Source organism: Amycolatopsis sp. CA-126428 (genome assembly GCF_002904335.1).
In the GTDB taxonomy this organism is placed as follows: domain Bacteria; phylum Actinomycetota; class Actinomycetes; order Mycobacteriales; family Pseudonocardiaceae; genus Amycolatopsis.
Map to the genome: position 1 here is coordinate 260,322 of NZ_PPHF01000030.1, position 22,132 is coordinate 282,453.

At 71.1% G+C, this 22,132-nt stretch carries 21 protein-coding genes and 1 riboswitch; of the genes, 11 read left to right on the forward strand and 10 right to left on the reverse strand.

Annotated elements, in window-relative coordinates:
* The first annotated feature begins 11 nt into the window (after nucleotides 1-11).
* On the forward strand, nucleotides 12-968 hold the full coding sequence (locus C2L58_RS07950; RefSeq protein ID WP_103336874.1) for a quinone oxidoreductase family protein: 957 nt from the start codon (nucleotides 12-14) through the stop codon (nucleotides 966-968).
* Here C2L58_RS07950 and C2L58_RS07955 read toward each other — a convergent pair.
* From C2L58_RS07955 to C2L58_RS07975, 5 genes are all read right to left on the reverse strand, one after another.
* Entirely contained in the window at nucleotides 945-2,195 is a 1,251-nt protein-coding gene (locus tag C2L58_RS07955) for an aminodeoxychorismate synthase component I (RefSeq protein WP_103336875.1), read from the reverse strand. The two genes, C2L58_RS07950 and C2L58_RS07955, sit on opposite strands and share 24 nt — an antisense overlap.
* A 19-nt stretch (nucleotides 2,196-2,214) precedes the next feature.
* Nucleotides 2,215-2,829 carry a glycoside hydrolase family 25 protein gene (locus tag C2L58_RS07960; RefSeq protein WP_103336876.1) on the reverse strand — a complete coding sequence of 205 codons (615 nt, stop codon included), beginning with the start codon at nucleotides 2,827-2,829 and terminating at the stop codon, nucleotides 2,215-2,217.
* 118 nt (nucleotides 2,830-2,947) lie between these two features.
* Nucleotides 2,948-3,712 (reverse strand): ABC transporter permease, encoded by a 765-nt coding sequence (locus tag C2L58_RS07965; RefSeq protein WP_103336877.1) that lies wholly within the window; start codon nucleotides 3,710-3,712, stop codon nucleotides 2,948-2,950.
* Nucleotides 3,702-4,679: an ATP-binding cassette domain-containing protein gene (locus C2L58_RS07970; protein ID WP_103336878.1), complete on the reverse strand. Its 978-nt coding sequence runs from the start codon at nucleotides 4,677-4,679 to the stop codon at nucleotides 3,702-3,704. The genes C2L58_RS07965 and C2L58_RS07970 overlap by 11 nt, the downstream gene beginning before the upstream one ends.
* An 82-nt stretch (nucleotides 4,680-4,761) precedes the next feature.
* Nucleotides 4,762-5,361: a PadR family transcriptional regulator gene (locus C2L58_RS07975; RefSeq protein WP_103336879.1), complete on the reverse strand. Its 600-nt coding sequence runs from the start codon at nucleotides 5,359-5,361 to the stop codon at nucleotides 4,762-4,764.
* A 52-nt stretch (nucleotides 5,362-5,413) separates the two neighbouring features.
* Between C2L58_RS07975 and metG the strand changes: the two genes are divergently transcribed.
* From metG to C2L58_RS08015, 8 genes are all read left to right on the forward strand, one after another.
* On the forward strand, nucleotides 5,414-7,219 hold the full coding sequence (gene metG / locus C2L58_RS07980) for a methionine--tRNA ligase (RefSeq protein ID WP_199191155.1): 1,806 nt from the start codon (nucleotides 5,414-5,416) through the stop codon (nucleotides 7,217-7,219).
* A gap of 9 nt (nucleotides 7,220-7,228) precedes the next feature.
* Entirely contained in the window at nucleotides 7,229-8,065 is an 837-nt protein-coding gene (locus tag C2L58_RS07985) for a TatD family hydrolase (protein ID WP_103336881.1), read from the forward strand.
* 209 nt (nucleotides 8,066-8,274) lie between these two features.
* Nucleotides 8,275-9,702: a resuscitation-promoting factor gene (locus C2L58_RS07990; protein WP_103336882.1), complete on the forward strand. Its 1,428-nt coding sequence runs from the start codon at nucleotides 8,275-8,277 to the stop codon at nucleotides 9,700-9,702.
* Between the two features lie 185 nt (nucleotides 9,703-9,887).
* Complete coding sequence (gene rsmA, locus C2L58_RS07995) at nucleotides 9,888-10,724, forward strand: 16S rRNA (adenine(1518)-N(6)/adenine(1519)-N(6))-dimethyltransferase RsmA (protein WP_103336883.1); 837 nt, start codon at nucleotides 9,888-9,890, stop codon at nucleotides 10,722-10,724.
* Nucleotides 10,725-10,848: 124 nt separating this feature from the next.
* A riboswitch (SAM riboswitch) is annotated at nucleotides 10,849-10,939 on the forward strand.
* A 207-nt stretch (nucleotides 10,940-11,146) separates the two neighbouring features.
* The gene (locus C2L58_RS08000) at nucleotides 11,147-12,160 is read left to right on the forward strand and encodes a methionine ABC transporter ATP-binding protein (RefSeq protein WP_103336884.1); all 1,014 of its coding nucleotides are present in this window, start codon (nucleotides 11,147-11,149) and stop codon (nucleotides 12,158-12,160) included.
* A gap of 70 nt (nucleotides 12,161-12,230) precedes the next feature.
* On the forward strand, nucleotides 12,231-13,193 hold the full coding sequence (locus tag C2L58_RS08005) for a 4-(cytidine 5'-diphospho)-2-C-methyl-D-erythritol kinase (protein WP_103336885.1): 963 nt from the start codon (nucleotides 12,231-12,233) through the stop codon (nucleotides 13,191-13,193).
* 105 nt (nucleotides 13,194-13,298) lie between these two features.
* Nucleotides 13,299-15,065 (forward strand): ABC-F family ATP-binding cassette domain-containing protein, encoded by a 1,767-nt coding sequence (locus C2L58_RS08010; protein ID WP_103336886.1) that lies wholly within the window; start codon nucleotides 13,299-13,301, stop codon nucleotides 15,063-15,065.
* A 55-nt stretch (nucleotides 15,066-15,120) separates the two neighbouring features.
* Nucleotides 15,121-16,809, forward strand: a complete 1,689-nt coding sequence (locus tag C2L58_RS08015; RefSeq protein WP_103336887.1) for a fatty acyl-AMP ligase — start codon at nucleotides 15,121-15,123, stop codon at nucleotides 16,807-16,809.
* 121 nt (nucleotides 16,810-16,930) lie between these two features.
* Here the strand turns inward: C2L58_RS08015 and C2L58_RS08020 are convergent, their stop codons facing one another.
* The 4 genes from C2L58_RS08020 to C2L58_RS08035 all read right to left on the reverse strand — a co-directional run bounded on the left by C2L58_RS08020 (nucleotide 16,931) and on the right by C2L58_RS08035 (nucleotide 19,083).
* A complete protein-coding gene (locus tag C2L58_RS08020; RefSeq protein ID WP_103336888.1) occupies nucleotides 16,931-17,287 on the reverse strand; it encodes a DivIVA domain-containing protein in 357 nt (118 codons plus the stop codon).
* Between the two features lie 251 nt (nucleotides 17,288-17,538).
* Nucleotides 17,539-17,856, reverse strand: a complete 318-nt coding sequence (locus C2L58_RS51255) for a DivIVA domain-containing protein (RefSeq protein ID WP_103336889.1) — start codon at nucleotides 17,854-17,856, stop codon at nucleotides 17,539-17,541.
* Between the two features lie 21 nt (nucleotides 17,857-17,877).
* Entirely contained in the window at nucleotides 17,878-18,471 is a 594-nt protein-coding gene (gene pth, locus C2L58_RS08030; RefSeq protein WP_103336890.1) for an aminoacyl-tRNA hydrolase, read from the reverse strand.
* 9 nt (nucleotides 18,472-18,480) lie between these two features.
* A complete protein-coding gene (locus tag C2L58_RS08035; RefSeq protein ID WP_103336891.1) occupies nucleotides 18,481-19,083 on the reverse strand; it encodes a 50S ribosomal protein L25/general stress protein Ctc in 603 nt (200 codons plus the stop codon).
* 350 nt (nucleotides 19,084-19,433) lie between these two features.
* Here C2L58_RS08035 and C2L58_RS08040 point away from each other — a divergent pair, with 350 nt between their 5' ends.
* Nucleotides 19,434-20,528: a hypothetical protein gene (locus C2L58_RS08040; protein WP_103336892.1), complete on the forward strand. Its 1,095-nt coding sequence runs from the start codon at nucleotides 19,434-19,436 to the stop codon at nucleotides 20,526-20,528.
* Between the two features lie 99 nt (nucleotides 20,529-20,627).
* Nucleotides 20,628-21,269: an NAD(P)-dependent oxidoreductase gene (locus C2L58_RS08045; protein ID WP_103336893.1), complete on the forward strand. Its 642-nt coding sequence runs from the start codon at nucleotides 20,628-20,630 to the stop codon at nucleotides 21,267-21,269.
* On the opposite strand, the gene C2L58_RS08050 is transcribed toward C2L58_RS08045, so the two are convergent.
* Complete coding sequence (locus C2L58_RS08050; protein WP_103336894.1) at nucleotides 21,263-22,129, reverse strand: TIGR03621 family F420-dependent LLM class oxidoreductase; 867 nt, start codon at nucleotides 22,127-22,129, stop codon at nucleotides 21,263-21,265. The two genes, C2L58_RS08045 and C2L58_RS08050, sit on opposite strands and share 7 nt — an antisense overlap.
* Between the last annotated feature and the right edge of the window lie 3 nt (nucleotides 22,130-22,132).

Sequence of the window (22,132 nt, forward strand, 5' to 3'; positions counted from 1 at the left end):
GGGACAGCGACATGCGCGCAGTGCAGGTGACCGAGTTCGGCGGGCCCGAGGTGCTCACCCCCGTCGAGCTGCCCGACCCGGTGGCCGGCCCCGGCGAGGTGCTCATCGACGTCGAGCGTATCGGCGTTAATTACGCTGATACTCACCAGGCCGAGAACTCCTACCTCGCGCCGTCCCAGCTGCCGCTCGTGCCGGGGGGCGAGGTTGTCGGAACGAGCGACGGCAAGCGGGTCGTCGCCCTGCTCAACGGCGGTGGCGGGTACGCCGAGAAGGCCGTGGCGCCCCAGGCCACGACCATCCCCGTCCCCGACGGCATCGATGACCTCACCGCGCTGTCCATGCTGGTCCAGGGCACCACCGCCTGGATCCTGCTCCGCAAGAACTCCCACCTCGAACCGGGCGAATCGGTCGTCGTGCACGCCGCGGCCGGCGGTGTCGGGACCGTTGCCGTGCAGCTCGCCAAGGCCTGGGGTGCCGGGCGGGTCATCGCCACCGCCAGCAGCGACGAGAAGCGCGCGCTCGCCCTCGAACTCGGCGCAGACGTCGCCATCGACTCCCGTGCCGAGGACATGACCGCCGCGCTCATCGAGGCGAACGACGGCCGGCGCGTCGACATCGTGCTCGACATGGTCGGCGGGACGACCACCGATCAGAGCATCGCCGCGCTCGCGCCGTTCGGGCGGCTCGCCTTCTACGGCATGGCCGGGCGCGAGAACCCGAAGCCGGTCGAACTGCGCAACGTCCTCGGCCACAGCACCACGATCAGCGGCATGTGGCTGCCGCACGTCTTCCGGCTGCCCGGCAACGTCTTCGGGACCGCCTTGACCGACCTGTTCGGGCTCGTCCGGGAAGGCAAGCTCAAGGCGATCCCGGGCGGCGAGTACGCCCTCTCGGACGCCCGGGGCGCGCACGAGGCCCTGCGCTCCCGCCAGACCGTCGGCAAGCTACTGCTCGACCCCGGCAAGTAGGCGTTCCAGGGGTGCCGCCTTGTGGAGGCACTCCTGCCATTCCGCCTCCGGGTCCGAATCCGCCGTGATCCCGCCGCCGACCCCCAGCGAAATGGTGCCCGCAGCGATCTCGAACGTCCGGATCGCGACGTTCAGCTCCAGCCCGGCCACCGGGGACACCAGCCCGATCGCTCCCGTGTAGACCCCGCGTCCGCACGGCTCCAGCGAGGCGATCAGGTCCAGCGCGCGGATCTTCGGCGCGCCCGTCACCGAGCCGGGTGGGAACGTCGCTGAAAGCAGCGCCGAATCCGGCACCGACGGCCGCAGCACCCCGGTCACCGTCGAGTCCAGGTGCCAGACCCCCGGTGCCGGGCGGACCTGCAGCAGCGACGGCACCGTCACCGACCCCACCTCGCACACCCGGCCGAGGTCGTTGCGCACCAGGTCGGTGATCATCACGTTCTCCGCGACGTCCTTGGCGGACTGTCGCAGCAGGACGGCGTTCCCGTCGTCCTCCGGTCCGCGCCGGGGGAGCGTGCCCTTGATCGGCGTCGAGCGCACCGCGCGCCCGTGGCGCTCGAGGAACAGCTCCGGCGAGAACGAAACCACCGATCCCCACGGCCCCGACAAGTAGGCCGCGCGGCGGGGTGCCAGGGAACGCACCCCGGCGGCGAACAACGCCGCGGAAGACCCCGAGAACCGGCCCGTGAACCGCGCGCAGATGTTGGCCTGGAACAGCTCGCCGGCCTCGATCGCGTGCACGCACGCCTTCACGGCGTCCCGGTGCTCCGACGGCAGCGGCCGCCGCAGCGGCTCCGCCGTCCAGGACAGCGCGGGGACGTCGGCGGCCAGCAGTGACTCCATTGTGGACACCGAGGGACCGCCGCCGTCCAGGGATTCCAGGTAGCAGGTGCCCGAGGCGGACCAGCGCAGCACGTGGTCCGCCCAGCCCCAGGCCGACGCCGGCAGCGCGCCGGTGCGGCCCGAGGGATCCGCCAGGTCGTAGGCCAGGTACCCGAACCACCCGCCGCCGAGCACGCCCGGTGGGGCGTCGACCTCCGGTGCGAAGGGCGGCAGCGCGGCGGGGGAGACCGAAAGCGACGGCGCGATCACGGCCCGGGAAGAAAACCAGTCCCCGGACAGCATCGCGGGTGGCGGCAACCCCCGGGAAGCGGCGTGGTGGGCGAGCACCGAGAAAGCGCGCGACGGCGTCAGGTTCGTCCGGAGCGGCCTGCTCGTCACGCGCATGGCGACATACCACCACACGTCAGAGCAGCAAGTCGCCCAATGTGAACGGGTACACGACGGCGTTCTGCTCCACCGGCGCGGCGATGCCGGGCACGTCCGGGGCGTACGCGTGCTGGTGCACGCCGAGCCGCGAGTGGAACCAGCCCGCCCGCCCCGGGATGCCGTTGTGCCGGACCAGCCACAGCACGACCTCGCTGTCGGCCCAGCGGTCCGGGTGCAGCCGGTGCTGCCAGCAGTCGAAGTCGGCGTAGACGAGCACCCGCTCGATGCGCGCCGCGTGCCGGACGTGCTTGATCCACGCCTTGACGAACCGGTCGTCGACGCTCGGGGCCGCCACCTCCAGCGCCGGCGCGAGCGAGCCCGGGGCGAACGCGCCGAGCCGGCTCGCCGTCCGCACGAAGAAGTCCGCCTGGTCGTGGACCGCGCCGGGCCGGGCGTAGTGCCGCCCGCCCGCGTGCAGCCCGGCCTCCTGGGCGCCGGCCAGGTTGCGCTCCGCGGCCGGGTTGCTCCAGTTGACGTTCTCGCTGATCGTCACCGACACGAACCGGGTCTGCGCGGCGCGCACGGCCTGCCAGTCGGCCACCTGCTCGCGGTGCGACAGCGAAATGCCGAGTTCACTCTCGGGCTCTGTCACGGTTCCGCCCCCGGCACGTCGGTGGAGAGCACACCATACGTCGCCGGAGGCGGACCCGCAGTGAACACCCCACGGTTGATCAGGCCTTTTGATCAGGCCCGGTGATCAGGCCCGTTGATCAGGCATTGTCGCGCTGGAAGGTCCGCGTCCCCCACCACAGGGACAACCCCGCCATCACCAGCACCACGACACTGCCGGTGAACAGGGCGTCCATCGAGAAGTCGCCGGCGAAGCTGTGCCGCTCGACGTCGACGACGTGCCGGAACGGGTTGGCCCGCGAAACCGTGTAGAGCCAGTCCGGTGCCTGCCCGGCGGTGATCGGCAGCAGGATCCCGGAGAGCAGCAGCAGCGGGATGAGGACGGCGTTGAGCAGGGCCGGGAACGTCTCCTCGCTCTTCAGCGTCAAGGCCAGCACGTAGGAGCACGACGCCAGCGACACCGCCAGCAGGAACACGATCACCAGGCTCAGCAGGACACCCCCGACGGGGGCGTCGAGCGGGAACACCAGCGCGGCCAGCACGATGATCAGCACGGCCTGGACCACCGCCTGCAGCGCGCCGGCCAGCACCTTGCCCAGCAGCAGCGCGACCCGGCTGACCGGCGTCACACGGAACCGCTCGACGACGCCGGCGCGGTATTCGGCCAGCAGCCCGAAGCCGACGAACGAGCTGCCGAACAGTGCCAGCTGGGCGATCAGCGCCGGGGTCAGCAGCATCCAGCCGTCCACTTCGGACAGGCCCTGGGCCTGCACGGCCCGGACCATCAGCGGCCCGAACAGGAACAGGTAGAGCAGCGGCTGCATGATCCCGATCAGCACCCAGGTCGGGTTGCGCAGCGCCGCCGTCATTTCGCGGCGGAAGATCAGCCAGGTGTCACGCAGCACGGCCGGCCTCCTCCGCTTCTCGCAGCGAACGCCCGGTCAGGTTCAGGAAAACGTCGTCGAGCGTCGGCCGGTGGACCTGGACCGACAGCATCGCGAGGCCCTTGGCGTCCAGGGCGCGCAGCAGCTCCGGCAGCGCGACGTCGCCGCGCGGCACCCGGAACCGGACCTGCCCGCCGTCGACGGACAGCTCCTGCGCGCCGGTGAGCCGTCCCGCGATCTCCGCGGCATCCGTGGCCCGCCCGGGGTCGACGCCCACCTCGACGCGGTCGCCGTTGACCCGCGCCTTCAGCGCGTCCGGCGTCCCCTCGGCGACGATCCGGCCGTCGTCGATCACGATCAGCCGGTCCGACAGCGCGTCCGCCTCGTCGAGGTAGTGGGTGGTGAGGAAGACGGTGACGCCCTGGTCGGCGCGCAGCCGGCGGATGTGCTCCCACAGGTTGGCGCGGCTCTGCGGGTCGAGGCCGGTCGACGGCTCGTCGAGGAACACCAGGCCCGGCGAGTGGATCAGCCCGAGCGCGATGTCGAGCCGCCGCCGCTGCCCGCCCGACAGCGTCCTGGTCGGCCGCTGCTCCAGCCCGGTCAGGTCGAGTTGCTCGGCGAGGGCGGCGCCGCGCGCGATCGCGTCGGCCTTGCTCATCCGGTAGAGCCGGCCCTGCAGCTCCAGCTCGTCGGCAACCTTGCTCTCCGGCGCGCTGCCGCCGCCCTGGGCGACGTACCCGATGCGCTTGCGCACGCCCAGCGGGTCGGACAGCAGGTCGCGGCCGCCGACGGTCGCGGTGCCCGCGGTCGGCTCGAGCAGCGTGGTCAGCATGCGCAGCGTGGTCGTCTTCCCGGCGCCGTTCGGCCCGAGGAAGCCGACCAGCTCACCCGCTTCGACGTCGAGGTCGACGCCCTTGACCGCGTGGACTTCGCCCCCGGTGCGGCCCTTGCGGCGGAACCGCCGCTCGAGACCGCGTGCGGTGATCATGAGAACCCCTCTCGCAAAGTAGTCAAACTTGACTAGCTGAGGCGCACACTGTGCCCCACGGAGAAGCTCTAGTCAAACTTGATTACTCGGTGACGTCGGCCGGCGGCTGGCCGAAGGCGCGGCCGGGATCGTCGGCCATCACGTATTCACCGGCTTCGAGCCGGGCGATCAGGGTCCGGAGCCAGTCCAGGCTCGCCGCCGAGATCTGCGCCCACAGCCCGAACAGCTCGGTGATGTGCGCGGGCTGCCCCCACTCGGAGCCCTCGTCGATGAGCAGCCCGGCCCGCCGAACCTCGGCTTCGAGGTGGACGAGCCGCTGGCTGAGCATGCCGATCACCCGCTTGCGGGGCAGCGCGGTCATCAGCGAGATCGCGGCGGACAGCTCCGGGTGCCCGACCTCGGGATCGGACAGCGCGGTGCCCAGCAGCAGGTGGAACTCCCGGTCGCCCTCCTCGGTGACCCGGTAGGCGATCCGGTCCGGGCCGCCCTCGCCCGGCTCGACGTCGACCTGCTCCAGCAGGTCTTCGGCGGTCATCTTCTTCAGCGCGTGGTAGATCGACCCGGGCTGGACGTTGGCCCACTTGTCCGCCGACCAGGTCAGCAGCTCACGCCGTACCTGGTAGCCGTGCGCGCGGCCGTACATCCGCACCACCCCGAGCACGAGCAACCGTGTCGCCGACAACCGGGCCTCCCTCTCGACAATGCGCGTGACGCCCTCCGTAGGCTAATAAGGTATGAGCACCCCTGTGTTGACCGCGGTGGCCTGGCCCTACGCCAACGGCCCCCGCCACATCGGCCACGTGTCCGGATTCGGCGTCCCGTCCGACGTCTTCTCCCGCTACCAGCGAATGGCCGGCAACCGGGTGCTCATGGTCTCCGGCACCGACGAACACGGCACCCCGATCACGGTCCAGGCCGACAAGGAGAACTCCACCCCGCAGCTGACGGCGGACAAGTACACCCGCCAGATCGGCACCGACCTGCAGGGCCTCGGCCTCTCCTACGACCTGTTCACCCGGACCACGACCGGCAACCACGCCGAGGTGACGCAGCAGATCTTCCTGGCGCTGCACCGCAACGGCTACGTCGTGCCGAAGACCACGCGCGGGGCGATCAGCCCGTCCACCGGCCGCACGCTGCCCGACCGCTACGTCGAGGGCACCTGCCCGATCTGCGGGTACGACGGCGCGCGCGGCGACCAGTGCGACAACTGCGGCAACCAGCTCGACGCCGCCGAGCTGATCAACCCGAAGTCGCGGATCAACGGCGAGACGCCGAAGTTCGTCGAGACCGAGCACTACTTCCTCGACCTCCCGGCGTTCACCAAGACCCTCGGCGACTGGCTGGGCACCAAGACCGACTGGCGCCCGAACGTCCTCAACTTCACCAAGAACCTGATCGACGACATGCGGCCCCGGCCGATCACCCGCGACCTCGACTGGGGCGTCAAGATCCCCCTCGACGGCTGGCGCGACCAGCCGCTGAAGCGGTTCTACGTCTGGTTCGACGCGGTGATCGGCTACTTCTCGGCCAGCGTCGAGTGGGCGCGGCGCTCCGGTAACCCGGACGCGTGGCAGGAGTGGTGGAACAACGCCGACGCCCGGTCGTACTACTTCATGGGCAAGGACAACATCACCTTCCACGCCCAGATCTGGCCGGCCCTGCTGTTCGGGCACAACGGCGAGGGCGACAGTGTTTTGCCTGGCGGCGGCGTAGGCAAGTACGGGAAGCTGCACCTGCCGGACGAGATCGTCTCCAGTGAGTTCCTCACCATGAGCGGCTCGAAGTTCTCGACCTCGCGCGGGCGCGTGATCTACGTCGAGGACTTCCTGCGCGACTTCGGCCCGGACACGCTGCGGTACTTCATCTCGGTCGCCGGCCCGGAGACCCAGGACACCGACTTCACCTGGGACGAGTTCGTCCGCCGGACCAACTTCGAGCTGGCCAACGAGTGGGGCAACCTGGTCAACCGGTCCATCTCGATGGCGCACAAGAACGTCGGCGCCATCCCGCGCCCGGAGGCCCCGACGGCGGCTGACGAAGAGCTGAAGGCGTTGTCGCGCAAGGCGTTCGACACCGCGGGCGCGCACCTGGCCCGGTCCCGGTTCAAGCTGGCGGCGGCCGAGGCGATGAAGGTCGTCACCGCGGCGAACAAGTACCTCTCCGACCAGGAGCCGTGGAAGCTCAAGGACGACCCCACGCGGCGCGACACGGTGCTGCACACCGCGCTGCAGGTCGTCTCCGACGCCAACACGCTGCTGACGCCGTTCCTGCCGCACTCGGCGCAGAAGGTGCACGAGGCCCTCGGCGGCACCGGCGTCTGGGCGGCCCAGCCGGAGCTCAAGGAGGTCGACGACCTCGACATCGACGGCCGGGTCAACCCGATCCTCACCGGCGACTACGCGAGCGAGCAGGCGAAGTGGGAGTCGAAGCCGATCGAGGTCGGCACGCCCCTGCAGAAGCCGTCGCCGCTGTTCACCAAGCTCGACCCGGCGCTCGGCGAGACCGGTCCGGAGTGGGCGCCGATCATCAAGGAGTAAGAAGTACGCATGGGTGAAGAGAAGCGCGAGCTGCCGCCGGTCCCGGACCGGCTCCCGGTGTCGGTGGTGGACGCGCACACCCATCTCGACGCGTGCGGCGCGGTCACCGCGGCCGATGTCACGGCCATGGTCGACCGCGCCGAGCGCGCCGGCGTCGCCCGCGTCGTCACGGTCGCGGACGACCTCGCCTCGGCCCGCTGGGCCGTCGAGGCGGCGGGCTGGGACAGGCGCGTCTTCGCCGCGGTCGCGATCCACCCGACCCGGACCAAGGAGTTCGGCGAGGCCGAGCGGGCCGAGGTCGAGCGGCTGGCGGCCGGGGACCGCGTGGTCGCCGTCGGCGAGACCGGCCTCGACTACTACTGGGACTACTCGCCGCACGACGCCCAGCAGGAGGCGTTCCGCTGGCACATCGACCTCGCGAAGCGGCTGGGCAAGCCGCTGATGATCCACGACCGCGAGGCCCACGACGACGTGCTGCGCATCTTGGCCGAAGAGGGTGCGCCGGATGCCGTAATTTTCCATTGCTTTTCCGGGGACGCCGAAATGGCGCGCAAGTGCGTCGGCGCGGGTTATGTCCTTTCCTTCGCCGGCACCGTCACGTTCAAGAACGCCAAAGGCCTCCACGAGGCGGCCCGGCTCTGCCCGCCGGGGCAGTACCTCGTCGAGACCGACGCGCCGTTTCTGACCCCCCACCCGTTCCGTGGGCGGCCGAACGAGCCGTTCGGCGCCGCCTACACCGTCCGTCACCTCGCGGCGCTCAGGGGCGAAGCTGTCCACGAAGTCGCCGAATCGGTCCGGACCACTGCCGAGCGCGTCTACCGACTCCCCAGTGTCACAACGGGTTGAACGCATTGCGACAACAGGGTTCCTCCTTCGGCCACTTGATGGAGTGACCCAGATCACGACACTCCGGGGGGTGTTTGCGGAACCCGCCGCGACCCGTTACTGTCCCGTGATCGTGCCGGTCGGACCTGCGTTCAGCAGTTGCCGATCGTCACGCCCAGTCGTAGAGACGGCGCCCCCGACCGTCGTCTCGAGAAAGGGAACGATCCCCGGTGACAGGTAGCAGACAGGCTGGAGCGCGCTCCGCCGTCCTCGAACGCAGTCATTTCGAGGACACGGCATACGGCCAGCTCGACTTCTCCGACGACCCGAACATCACGCAGCAGGACATCCTCGCCGCACTCGGCCCCGATGCCGACGCGATGATGGCCGAGATCGACGTCGACGTCGACGAGCTGATCCGGCTCATCAACGCCGAGACGACGTACCTGCCGCCGATCGTCATCCCGGACGAGATCGAGGCGGACCGGACCGCGTCCCCGCAGGCCAAGCGGGCCGCGCTCGACGAAGGTCTCCGCGAGACCACCAAGATCTGGAAGCGCCGGTTCCTCAAGGGCGCCGTCCTCAGCGTGATGATCAGCGTCGCCGGTGGCGGCGCGGCCGCGCTGGCGATGAACAAGAGCATCACCGTCGACGTCGACGGCCACCAGCAGACCGTCCACTCCTTCGGCGGCACCGTCGGCGAGGTGCTCGAGGACGCGGGCCTGTCCGTCGGTGCGCACGACTCGCTTTCCCCGTCCCCGCAGGCGGAGGTCGGCGACGGCGGTGTCATCAAGCTCGAGCGCGGGCGCCAGCTGAAGATGATCGTCGACGGCGCGGAGCACACCTCCTGGGTCCGCGCGACCCACCTCGGCGACGCGCTGTCCCAGCTCGGCATGGCCGGCATGGACAAGCCCGGCACGTGGATGTCGATGCCGAAGGACGGCGAGCTGCCCCTGCAGGGTGCGACCGTCGAGATCAAGACGCTGAAGAACATCACCCTGTTCGACGGGGCCAACGCGCCGAAGCAGGTGAAGACGACCGCGGTCACGACGAAGGAGTTCCTGGGCGAGTACAAGCTCACCCTGGGCCCGGAGGACCAGGCCGAGGGTGGCCTGGACGTCAAGCTGACCGACGGCGCCGAGGTCCACCTCAGCCGCACCGGCGTCTCGACGGTGACCCAGAAGGAGTCCATCGACCCGCCCGAGCAGAAGGTCGACGACCCGGACCTCGCCAAGGGCAAGACCTCGGTCGAGGACCCCGGCACGCCGGGCGAGAAGATGGTGACCTACAAGGTCACGCAGAAGAACGGCAAAGAGGTCTCTCGCGAGAGCATCTCCGAGAAGGTCATCACCCAGCCGAAGCCGAAGATCATCCACGTCGGCACCAAGCAGGCCCCGGCCCCGGAGATCGGCGACGGTTCCGCGTGGGACCGCATCGCGCAGTGCGAGTCGGGCGGCAACTGGGCCATCAACACCGGCAACGGCTACTACGGCGGCCTCCAGTTCGACAAGCGCACGTGGGACGCCTACGGCGGCGACGAGTACGCCGCGCTGCCGAACCAGGCCTCGCGTGAGCAGCAGATCGCGGTCGCGGAGAAGGTCAAGGCCGGCCGCGGCGGCAGCTACAGCGCCTGGCCGGTCTGCGGCAAGAAGGCCTGACGCGCCACTTCCCGGAACGGCCCCCGTCCACCTCGGACGGGGGCCGTTCCGCGTGTCGTCCGTCCAATCACGCGTGTCGTCCCCTCAATCACGCGTGTCGTCCCTCGGGGTACGCGAGCCGACCCTCCAGGTACGTCAACCGACCGTCCGGGTACGTGCCCCGGCCCTCTGGGTAGGCTCGTCCGGTGGTTGAACTGCTGGGACCTGCCGAGATCCGCGGGCTGGCGGCCGAACTCGACGTGCGGCCGACGAAGAAGCTCGGGCAGAACTTCGTGCACGATCCCAACACCGTCCGCCGGATCGTCGAGCTGGCGGACATCGCCCCCGGCGACGTCGTCCTCGAGGTCGGGCCCGGGCTCGGGTCGCTGACCCTCGGGCTGCTCGCCACCGGCGCCCACGTCGTCGCCGTCGAGATCGATCCCAAGCTCGCCCAGCGGCTGCCCAAGACCGTCGCCGAGCGGGGGCCCGACGCGGCCGGACGGCTCACGGTCATCGGTGCCGACGCCATGCGCATCACCCGCGAGCAGCTGCCCGCGCCGACCGCCCTCGTCGCCAACCTGCCCTACAACGTCGCCGTGCCGGTTGTGCTGCACCTGCTGGCCGAGGTGCCCTCGCTCCGGAAGGGCCTCGTCATGGTGCAGACCGAGGTCGCCGACCGGATGGCCGCCGGCCCCGGCAGCCGGATCTACGGCGTGCCCAGCGTCAAGCTCGCCTGGTACGGCACTGCGCGCAAGGTCGCCGCCGTGCCGCGCTCGGTGTTCTGGCCCGTGCCGAACGTCGATTCCGCGCTCGTCGCCTTCGAACGCGGCGACACGACGGCGTCCGAAGACCGGGACCTGCTCTTCGGCCTGGTGGACGCCGCCTTCTCACAACGCAGGAAGACGCTGCGGGCCGCGCTCGCGGGCTGGGCGGGGTCGGCCGAACGCGCCGGCGAGCTGCTGACGGCCGCCGGGATCGACCCCCGGACCCGCGGCGAGCAGCTCGGCGTGCACGACTTCGCCCGGATCGCCGCCGCGCGTTAGCCGCTCCACAGTGGAAGCGGAAACACGCCCTCGCCGCCCATGATCCCGCGATTCGGACACCGCCACTCGTGTGATCTGGGCCAACAGGCTTGCGTTCGCTCCTCGGGATCGGTTTTACTCAGTACGTCCATCCCGAGCGACTGAGAGACCTGGCTCGCCGAAGTCGCAGCAACCACCCTCCACGGGGCAGGTGCTACCGCCAGGACCGATGGAGGCCGTTTTCGATGAAGAGGGTAGCTCGCCCCCTGCTCCTGACCAGGCGTCGCGTAGTCGACGAAGGCCGCCGCTCCGTGACCGCATGTCGACGCTCCAACTGAGCTTGTCGTAGCCGGTCCACCTCTTCTTCACGCACCGTCCGAACAGGACGGAACTTGCCTGCGGCCGGGTGCCGCCATGCGTGCACCCCGTTTTCTGGAGCCTTCGTGATCACCGTCGAAAACCTGTCCAAAACCTTTGCCACCAACGGAAACTCCGTCGTCGCACTCCGGGACGTGAGCGTCGACGTCCAGGCCGGCTCGCTCTTCGGCGTGGTCGGTCCCGCCGGGTCCGGCAAGTCCGTCCTCGCCCGCTGCATCGCGCTTCAGGAGCGCCCCGACCGCGGCGTCGTCCGCCTCGACGGCCTCAACACCGGCACCCTCGACGGCCGCCGCCTCCGCGAGATCCGCCGCCAGCTCGGGGTCGTTTCGACGAAGCCGGAGCTGATCGCCGAGCGCACCATCGCCGGCAACATCGCTTCCCCGCTCGAGCAGCTCGGCGTCGACGGCCCGCAGCGCCGCAGCCGGGTCGGCTCGCTGCTCGATCTCGTCGGCCTGACCCCGCGCGCCGCGCAGCGTCCGGGCGAACTGTCCGCCGGTCAGCTCCGCCGCGTCGCGGTCGCGAAGGCCCTGGCGGCGGCGCCCGCCGTGCTGCTCGCCGACGACCCGACCGCCGGCGTCGACCCGGAGGAGGCCGGCGCGGTGCTCGCCGTCCTCGACCGGGCGCGCTCCGAGCTGGGCGTCACCGTCGTCGTCACGACGCCGGACGCGGGCGTGGTCCGCCGGGTCTGCGACGACGTCGCGGTGCTGGAAGACGGCACGGTCGTCGAGCGCGGCACGGTCCTCGACCTGATCTCGGACCCGGCCAGCCGCACCGCGCGGGCGCTGCTGCCGGCCATCGAGACCGTCCGCTCGCAGGCGGCCCGCTACGACCGCTCGGCCGACGTCGTGCTGGTCGGGTTCGCCTCGGTCGGCGCGCTGCTGCCCGAAGCCGCGGGCCGCTTCGGCGTCGAGTTCGCCACCATCGGCGGCGGCCTGACCCGCATCGGCGACACCCCGGTCGGCCGCTTCCGCCTCGGCGTCCGCGGCGAGCGGGCCGACGCGGCACTGGCGTGGGTCGCCGAGCGCGGCGGCCACGTGACCTACACCGCTCGCGGCCCGCAGGGTGTCGCGGCTGCTTGATCGTTCTACCCCGGACGCCCCGATGCGCAGGTCGCATCGGGGCGTTTTCGCGGGCACGTAGGCTGGTCGGGTGCTCGCCGTAGTTCCGCCCCCAGTCACCGTCCGGGTCCCGGCCAAGGTGAACCTGCACCTGTCGGTCGACGACCTGCGCGAAGACGGTTACCACGAGCTGGTGACCGTGTTCCAGGCGCTGTCGCTGACCGACGAGGTGACCGTCGCGGTCACCGAAGAGCCCGGCATCGAGGTCTACGGCGAGGGGGAGCGCTCGGTCCCGACCGGTCCCGAGAACCTGGCCTGGCGGGCCGTCGAAGCGCTGGGCGAGCACGTCGGCCGCCCCGGGGAACCGAAGATCCGGGTGGTGCTGCGCAAGGGCATCCCGGTGGCCGGCGGGATGGCGGGCGGCAGCGCCGACGCGGCGGCGACGCTCGTGGGGCTGGCGAGCCTCTGGAACCTCGACGTCACCCGCGACGAGCTGGCCGAAATCGCCGCCGGGCTGGGCAGCGACGTCCCGTTCGCGCTCTACGGCGGCACCGCGCTGGGCACCGGGCGCGGTGAGCAGCTGGTCCCGGTGCTGTCGCGGCACACGTTCCACTGGGTGCTGGCCTTCGACGCCGAAGGGCTGTCGACGCCGAAGGTGTTCGGCGAGCTGGACCGCCTGCGCGCGGCGGGCAACCCGCCCCGGATCGGCTCGCACACGCCGGTCGTCGAGGCGCTGGCCTCCGGCGACCCGCGCCAGCTGGCCTTGCTACTGGGCAACGACCTCCAGGCGGCGGCGGTCTCGCTGCGCCCCGGCCTGCGCCGCACGCTCCGGGCGGGGGTCAACGCGGGCGCGCTCGCGGGCACGGTGTCCGGCTCCGGCCCGACGTGCGCGTTCCTCTGCGAAGACGCGCAGTCGGCGGTGGAGGTCGCGGCCGAGCTGTCGGGCGCGGGGGTGTGCCGGACGGTCCGCGTGGCCCACGGCCCGGTCCCCGGCGCCCGCGTCGTCGGCGGCGACGACGCGCCACGCCCGGCGCCGCCGCGGGTGCACGCGTGAAGCACGCCGAGTTCGCGTTCCCCGGCCCGCTGCGCGACAAGCTGGTCGCCGAGTCCCGGTTCGTCATCGTGCCGGCACCTCCCAACGAAAGGATCGGCTGAACGGATGGCCAACCTGGTCAATCTCGAGTCGGTGAGCAAGTCCTACGGGGTGAAGCCACTGCTGGACGGCGTCTCCCTCGGTGTCGCGGCCGGGCAGCGCATCGGCGTCGTCGGCCTCAACGGCGGCGGCAAGACCACCCTGCTGGAAGTCCTTTCCGGACTCGCCGAGCCCGATTCCGGGCGGGTGAGCCATGTCGGCGGCCTGCGGATGGCCGTCGTCACCCAGCGGACGGAGCTGCCGGACGGCAGCAGCGTCGGCGAGGTCGTGCTCGAACGCTACGGTGCCGAGCACGAATGGGCGGCCGACGCGCGCGTCCGGTCCATTGTGGACGGGTTGGGCATCACCGCGATCGGGCTCGACACGCCGACCGCGAACCTCTCCGGTGGCGAGCGGCGCCGGGTTTCGCTGGCGGCCGCGCTGACCGGTGAGCTCAACCTCGTCGTGCTCGACGAACCGACCAACCACTTGGACGTCGAAGGTGTCCAGTGGCTCGCCGACCACTTGCTCACGCGCCGGATCGCGGTCGTGGTCGTCACCCACGACCGGTGGTTCCTCGACACCGTCGCCACCCTGACGTGGGAGGTCGCGAACGGCCGCGTCGAGCAGTACGAAGGCGGCTACGCCGACTGGATCTTCGCGCGCGCCGAGCGCGCCCGGCTGGCCGCGACGGCCGAGGAGAAGCGGCAGAACCTGGCCCGCAAGGAGCTGGCGTGGCTGCGCCGCGGCCCGCAGGCCCGCTCGTCGAAGCCGCGTTACCGCATCGAGGCGGCCGAAGCGCTGATCGCCGACGTGCCGCCGCCGCGTGACTCCGTCGAACTGCAGGCGTTCGCGAAGCGGCGGCTCGGGAAGACCGTGCTGGAGCTGGAAGACACGACGTACCAGGTCGGCGAGCGGACGCTGCTCGACCACGTCACCTGGCGGATCGGCCCAGGTGACCGGATCGGCTTGGTCGGCGTGAACGGCTCGGGCAAGACGTCGCTGCTCAAGCTGCTCGGCGGCGACATCGAGGGCTCGACCGGCCGCCGCGTCGAGGGCAAGACGGTCGCGCTCGCGCACCTGCGCCAGGAGCTCGACGACCTGCCCGGCGACCTGCGCGTGCTGCAGGCGATCGAGCAGGTGGCCGGGCGCGTGGTGTTCGGCAAGCAGGAGATGACGGCGTCGCAGCTGGGCGAGAAGCTCGGCTTCCCGGCGGCCCGCCAGTGGACCCCGGTCGCGGACCTCTCCGGTGGCGAGCGGCGCCGGCTCCAGCTGTGCCGGCTGCTGATGGCCGAGCCGAACGTGCTGCTGCTCGACGAGCCGACGAACGACCTGGACATCGACACGCTGCAGCAGCTGGAGGACCTCCTCGACGGCTGGCCGGGCACGATGGTCGTGGTCTCCCACGACCGCTACCTGGTGGAGCGGGTGTGCGACACGATCGTCGCGTTGTTCGGCGACGGCCGGATCACCCACCTCCCGAACGGCATCGACGAGTACCTGAACCGCCGCGCCCTCGCCAAGGAACCGGCGGCCGCGACGGCTCCGACGGCGGCGAAGGCCGAGGCGAAGAAGTCGGCGGCGGACCTGCGCGCGGCCCAGAAGGAACTCGGCCGGCTGGAGCGCAAGCTCGACCAGCTGCACGCCAAGGAGGAGAAGCTCCACGCCTCACTGCTGGAGGCGGCGACGGATCCGGCGAAGCTGATGGAGCTGAACGCGACGCTGAAGGGCGTCCAGGGCGAGATCGAGGACGTCGAGGCGCGCTGGCTGGAGACGTCCGAGCTGCTGGAGTGACCCGGTTTCCGCTTTGCGCGGCGGGCGTTGACTCCGAGACAGTAATGTTCCAGCCATGAGCAGGTTCGTGGACACGCTCGTCGCCACCGCGACGAAGCGGGGGCAGCAGCGCGGCATGGTCACCGGGGAGCCGAAGGAGCCGGTCCGGCGGACCTGGGCCGAGGTGCACGCCGAAGCCCGGCGGATCGCCGGTGGCCTCGTGGCCGGCGGGTTCGAGCGCGGGGGTGCGGTGGCCGTGCTGGCCGCCGCGCCGGTGCTGATCGCGCCCACCGTGCAGGCCGTCTGGCTGGCCGGTGGCAGCGTCACCATGCTGCACCAGCCGACCCCGCGCACCGATCTCGCCGAATGGGCCGAGGACACCGTGCGGGTGCTCGGCATGATCGGCTCCGACCTCGTGCTGCTGGGCGAGCCGTTCGACCAGCTGGCGCCCGTCCTGGAGCAGAAGGGCATCGGGTTCAAGCTCGTCACCGAGCTGGCCGCCGCCGAGCCGCTGCCGGACGTCGTCGTCACCGACGAGGGCGACACCGCGCTGCTGCAGCTCACCAGCGGCTCGACCGCCGACCCGAAGGCCGTGCGGATCACCTACGGGAACCTGTACTCGAACGTCAAGGCCATGGTCGAGCGCGCGGAGTTCGACTTCGACGTCGACGTGATGGTGTCCTGGCTGCCGACGTTCCACGACATGGGGATGGTCGGCTTCCTGACCGTGCCGATGACCTTCGGCGTCGAGCTGGTCAAGATCACGCCGGTGGAGTTCCTCTCCGGGCCGCTGATCTGGCCGGAGCTCATCACGAAGTACCAGGGCACCACGACGGCGGCCCCGAACTTCGCCTACGCCATCGTCGGGCGCCGGATGGCCCGCGTCGACGAGGACGACGCCTACGACCTCTCGACGCTGCGCATCGCGCTGAACGGCGCCGAGCCCATCGACGAGACCGCCGTGCAGACCTTCGTGGACGCCGGAGCCCGGTTCAAGATGCCGGCGGAGTGCGTCTTCCCGGCCTACGGCATGGCCGAAGCGACGCTCGCCGTGTCGTTCGCGCCGCTGTTCACGGGCCTCACCCTCGACGTCGTCGAGGCCGACGCGCTGGAGGCGGACAACCGCGCGGTGCCCGTCCCCGAAGGCGACCCGCGGCGCGGCACCGACGGCGTCCGGTCGTTCGCGCTGCTCGGCCGGCCCCTCGACGGGCTGGAAGCGGAGATCGTCGACGACGCGGGTGCGCGGCTGGGCGAGCGTCAGGTCGGCGAGATCCGGCTGCGCGGCGAGGCCGTGACACCCGGCTACCTGACCATGGACGGCCCGCTCGCGACGCAGGACGACGACGGGTGGCTGAACACCGGCGACCTCGGCTACCTGGTGGACGGCCAGATCGTCATCTGCGGCCGCCGCAAGGACGTCATCATCATGGGCGGCCGCAACCTGTACCCGACGGACATCGAGCGCGCGGCGACCTCGGTCGAGGGCGTGCGCGCGGGCAACGCGGTGGCCGTCCGGCTGGACGCGGGCAGCCGCCGCGAGCGGTTCGCGGTGGTCGTCGAGTCGAAGCTGGCGGGTGACGCCGAAGCCGAGAAGGACCTGATGAAGCAGGTGTCGGCCCGGGTCCGTGACGCGGTGGACATGCGGCCGTACGCGGTGGTGGTGCTCCCGGCGGGCAGCCTCCCGAAGACCCCGTCGGGCAAGGTCAAGCGCGCGGCGACGGCGCAGCAGTACGCGGACCGGATCAAGAAGAACGCCGACGCCTGACCAGAACGCCCCGATGTGGCCGTGGTTGCGTTGGCCGCATCGGGGCGCTGGGGAAGGGCCGAAACTGTCGGTGGCCTCCGGTAGCGTGGAGAACGGGGGGCGCCCCCGCGGGCGGGTGGGGTCAGCGTTGCTGGACGCGCACCGCCCGCAGGGTCGGCGGGGCGGCGCGCTCGGTGGTGGCTTCCGGCGCCGTGCGGGCGCCGGGAAGGTCCGGGGCCTGGCCGGTGCGGGCGGCGAGCTGGTCCTCCACCGCGTCGAGGAACTCGTCGACCTCGCGCTCGTCGTAGCCGCGCTTGCCGATCAGCGGCTTCACGAACATCACGTGGTGCACTTCGGCGGCGGTCAGGTCGTCCTCGTCGGCGAGCGTCTTGGCGATCCGCCGGACGAACGCGTCCACGTCGTGCTTCGCGTAACCACGGCGGCCGATCGGGGCGTTGGCGAAGGTGACCTCGGCGAGGTCTTCGGCGGTGAACGACATGGAACTCTCCGATTCCGGGGTTGGGCGGGTGCGAACTCCCGTACACCGTCCTAACCCCTGAACAGGCTGCCCGAAAGGGGCTGCCCCCAACCTCACCCCGACGGGCGGCCTCGCGCCCGCCTTCGGGTGAGCCGGCGCTACGCAGCGCTGTGTGGCCGGGTTCACACCGTGACATCCGGGGCTCCGCCACCCGGAACCCCCGAAGAACCGCTGTGACACCCGGGGCCTCCGCAACCCGAGTAAGCACCGCGTCAGCGGCCGAACCACTTCCGGGGGCCCTGCGGCCGCTGCTGCTCCTCGACTTCCGCCGGCCGCGGGTTGCGCAGCTCCACCAGGGCCGCCTCGGCCTCGTCGAGGAACAGGTCGACCTGGGCCTGGTCGTAGCTGCGCATGCCGACCGGCATGATCGTGAACTCGACGTAGTGGATGTCGTCCGGCGTCAGGATGTTCCGCCCGGCCAGTGCCTCGGCGATGAGGTCGAGGAAGGCGTCCACCTCGTCCTCGTTGTAGCCGCGGCGGCCGAACCGGGGTTTGCCGAAGGCGATCGACCGGGCTTCGTCCGGAGTCATGGCTTCACCTCGCCACCCATGTCAGCCCGCGTGGAAGGAGTTCTGCGCGGCCGCGAGGCCGGTGCCGATCAGCGCTTCGGTCGCGTCCGCGCACCGGTCCACCTCCAACGGGAGTTCTTTGCGCTCGACCGTCGAAAAGTCCTTCAGCACGAAGTCCGCCGGGTCCTGGCGGCCGGGCGGGCGGCCGATGCCGAACCGCACCCGGTAGTAGTCGCGGGTGCCCAGGGACTTCGAGATCGAGCGGAGTCCGTTGTGGCCGTTGTCGCCGCCGCCGAGCTTCAGCTTCAGCGCGCCGAAGTCGACGTCGAGCTCGTCGTGCACCACGACGATGCCGGACGGCTCGACCTTGTAGAACCGCGCCGCGCCGGCCACCGGCCCGCCGGAGAGGTTCATGTACGAGCGCGGCTTCACCAGCACCACGCGGCGGCCGGCCAGCCGGCCCTCGAGCACTTCGCCGCCGGTCTTGTGGGTCTTGAACTTGCCGCCGACGCGGGCGGCCAGCTCGTCCAGCACCATGAACCCGACGTTGTGCCGGTTTCCGGCGTACTGGGGCCCGGGATTGCCGAGGCCGGCGAGCAGGATCAGCTCGCCGGCCCCAGGCAGGTCTTCGGTCATGCTGCGATGCTATTCGGCCGCTTCGGCCGACTCTTCGCCCGCCGCCTCGTCCTCGTCGCCGCCCTCTTCACGCTGCGGCTCGTTGACGGCCACGACCAGCGATTCCGGGTCGGTGATCAGGGTGGCGCCCTGGGGCAGCTCGACCTGGCCGGCCAGCACCTGGGAACCGATCTCGAGGCCCTCGATCGAGACCTCGAACTGCTCCGGGATGTGCAGCGCCTCGACCTCGACCTGCAGGGTGTCGACGTCCTGGTTGACCAGGCCGCCCGGGCCGGGGTTGCCGGTCACGACGACGGGGACGTCGACGACGATCTTCTCGCCGCGCTTCACGACCAGCAGGTCGACGTGCTCGATGTAGTTCTTCAGCGGGTGGACCACGATGGTCTTGGTCAGCGCCAGCTCGACCGAGCCCTCCAGGTCCAGCGTGATGACGGCGTTCGAGCCGTTCTCGCGGACGACGCGGGCGAATTCGATCGCCGGCAGCGCGAAGTGCCGCGGGTCCGACCCATGGCCGTAGAGGACGGCGGGGATCTTGCCGGCGCGACGCGTGCGGCGCGCGGCGCCCTTGCCGAACTCGGTGCGCGGCTCGACGGACAGACGTACCTCGGACACGGTGTGGCACTCCTTCAAATCAAGACAGCATGCTGCGGCGGGGGAAGCCGATGTGTTCTGTTCAAGGAAGTTTCGGCGGCGAGTTTCCGGGCGTGCACGACGACGGGGGCTACTCGAGCCGCCGCGTCGATCACGCCGGGCACCCCAGAAGGGCCCCGCCTCGCCGAGACAACCTCAAGAGTGTAAACCAACCTCATCACGGTGGGTTGCGGCGGGTGCCCGGCCCAGGCTAGAACCCTCCTGGAACCCCGGTACGTGACGACACAAATCCGGTGGCGGGACGACGCCGGCCGAGGTGTGCTCGGTAGCGGGAGAGCAGGGGGCGGCAAATGCGGGCTCGAGGGAGCAGGGTGGCGGCGGTGCTGCTGCTGGGTGGGCTGCTGGCGGGCTGTCAGGTGGCGGTCGCCGGCACCGCCGGTGTCTCCGCGGCCGACCAGGCGACGGCGGATCGGCGCGCCGAGCAGCGCGACGCCGTCGACGCGGCCCTCACGGCGCTGGGCCAGGCGCCCGCGCTCGCGCTGAAGTCCACGGTGCAGGGTGCCGAGCAGCAGTTCCGGATCACCCGCGGCGGTTACGCCGTCGGCGGGCTGCCGCTGGACGGCCGCTTCATCCAGGTGACGGCCGCCGCGGCCCAGTTCTACCTGCAGGCCGACGCCGACTACTGGAAGGCGCACGCCATCGACGAGAGCACGCAGTTCGGCACGAGCTGGGTGCGCTCGCTCGGCTCCGAACTGCCCTTCGACCCGGCGGCCCGGTTCACCCCGCCGGCGCTCGCCTCGGGGCTGCGCAAGGCACTGGCCGGGCTTGACCGGCAGGGTGAGCCGGTCAAGGCGAAGCTGCCGGACGGCACCGAGGTCTACCAGCTCGGCGCCGCGCCCAGCGTCCTGCGCGTCACGACGGCCAAGCCGAACCGCCTCGTCAGCTTCGCCCCGACGCTGCTCGACCCGCAGAACGGCCCGAAGTACGGCGCCGAGTTCCAGGTCGCCGCGCTCACCGGGGACGCGGTGAAGGCGTTCCACACCGACCTCGACGCCGCCGTCGGCGGGCTGGGGCAGCCGTTCGAGGGGCTGGTGCAGGCCAGCGCCGTCGTCACCGACGACCACCTCGACTGCAAGGACTTCGTCGGCTCCTGCACGACCACGGTCGACGTCTCCAACAGCGTCGTCGGCACGCCGGCGTCGGGGGAGAAGAGCGTCGTCCACATCACCCTCTCGGTGGAGGTCAGTGCCGAGTCGCTCGGCGCGCAGACGTGCACGACGGCCGGGGACGCGGAGCCGTACAAGACGATCCAGCTGTCCTGCGCGGTGAAGTTCAAGCTGCCCAACCGCACGGCCAGCTACCAGGTGCTGTCGAAGCCGAGCGCGTCGGCGGAGGTGCGCGCGGGCCTGGACGTCGACGCGGTCAAGCAGCGGGTGGCCGCGGAGTTCGCCGGTCTCGGCGGCTGACCTGGACACCTACCCCCGGGTGTGTTGCTTCCGTTGAAGTAGGTGATCTCCCGTTCCTAGCATCGGCCGTGAACGGCCGACAACGAACGAGGAGATCCCATGGCCAAGCTGGTGGTTTTCGGAGCGACGGGGTACGCCGGGGGCAAGATCGGCGCCGAGGCGCTGCGCCGCGGACACGAGGTCGTCGGGGTCGCGCGCAACGCGGGTGCGGTCCCCGAAGGCGTCGACGCCTGGCAGGGCTCGCTGCACGACGAGGAGCTCGTCGCGCAGGTCGCGAAGGACGCGGACGTCATCGTGGTGGCCACCCCGGCCCGCGAGATCGACGGCAAGAAACTGATCGACGCCGTCCCGGCCCTGGCCCGGATCGCGGGCGAGAACGGCGTCCGGCTGTCGTTCGTCGGCGGCGCGGCGAGCCTGCACGTGGCCGAGGGCGGCCCGCGGCTGTTCGACACCCCGGAGTTCCCCGCCGAGTACAAGGACGAGGCCGGCAGCCACGCCGAGGTCCTCGGCCTGCTGCGCGAGCAGCCCGAGCGCCTCGACTGGTTCTACGTCAGCCCGGCCGCCGAGTTCGGCGCCTGGACCCCCGGCGAGCGCAAGGGCGAGTTCCGGATCGGCGGCGACGTCCTGCTGACCGACGAGAACGGCAAGTCGCACATCGGCGGGGACGACTTCGCGATCGCGTACGTCGACGAGATCGAGCAGCCGAAGCACCGCCGCGCGCGCTTCACGGTTGCTTACTGAAGCTCTTTCAGTACGGGCGCGAAGGTCTCGAGGTCCGGTTCGAAGACCGTGATGTACGAGAAGCCGTAGCGTTCGCGGCGGTCCACCAGTTGCCCGGCGATCTCCTCGACCGTGCCCAGCAAGAGCTGGGGCGCGTCGAGGAGCTCGCGGGCGTGGGGGACGGCGCTGCGCTCGGTCAGCTCGTGCCACGCCTCGGCGGCTCGGTCCCGGTCGTCGGTGACCTCGACGTGCTGGACCAGCATGTTGTACTCGACCTCGCGGCTCGTCTTGGACCGGAAGAACGCGACCCGCTCGTCCATCGCCTCGGCGTTGTCGAGCTTGAAGGTGCCCGGCGGCTTGCCGGGCTGCTGCCGGAGCCCGGCGAACCCGACGACGTCCGCGTGCTCGGCGGCCAGCGCCAGGACGCCGTCGCTGTTGCCCGCGATGAGCAGCCGCGGGTGGTCGACGCCCTCGTCCTCGAAGTGTTTCCGCAGGTAGCCAAGGCTTTCTTCGAGGTAGCCGATCCGGGCTGCGGCGGTTTGCCACGGAATACCGGCGGCGTCGAACTCGCGCTTCATGTGCCCGGCGCCGAGGCCGAGGTCGAGGCGGCCGTCGAGCAGCGCGGCCGTCGAGGACGCTTCGCGTGCGAAGAGCGCGAGGTTGTAGAAGGGCACGTTGGAGACGAGGGTGCCCAGCCGCGGCCGTTCGGTGACGGCGGCCGCCATGGCCAGCACCGGGAACGGCGCGAACCGGCCGGTGCCGAGGTAAGCGGGCACGGTGATGGCGTCGTAGCCGAGCTCTTCGGCCCGCCGGCACTTGGCGATCCAGGCGTCGCGGCTGCCGATCTCGCGGAAGCTGACGCCGAACTTGAAGTTCCCCATGCC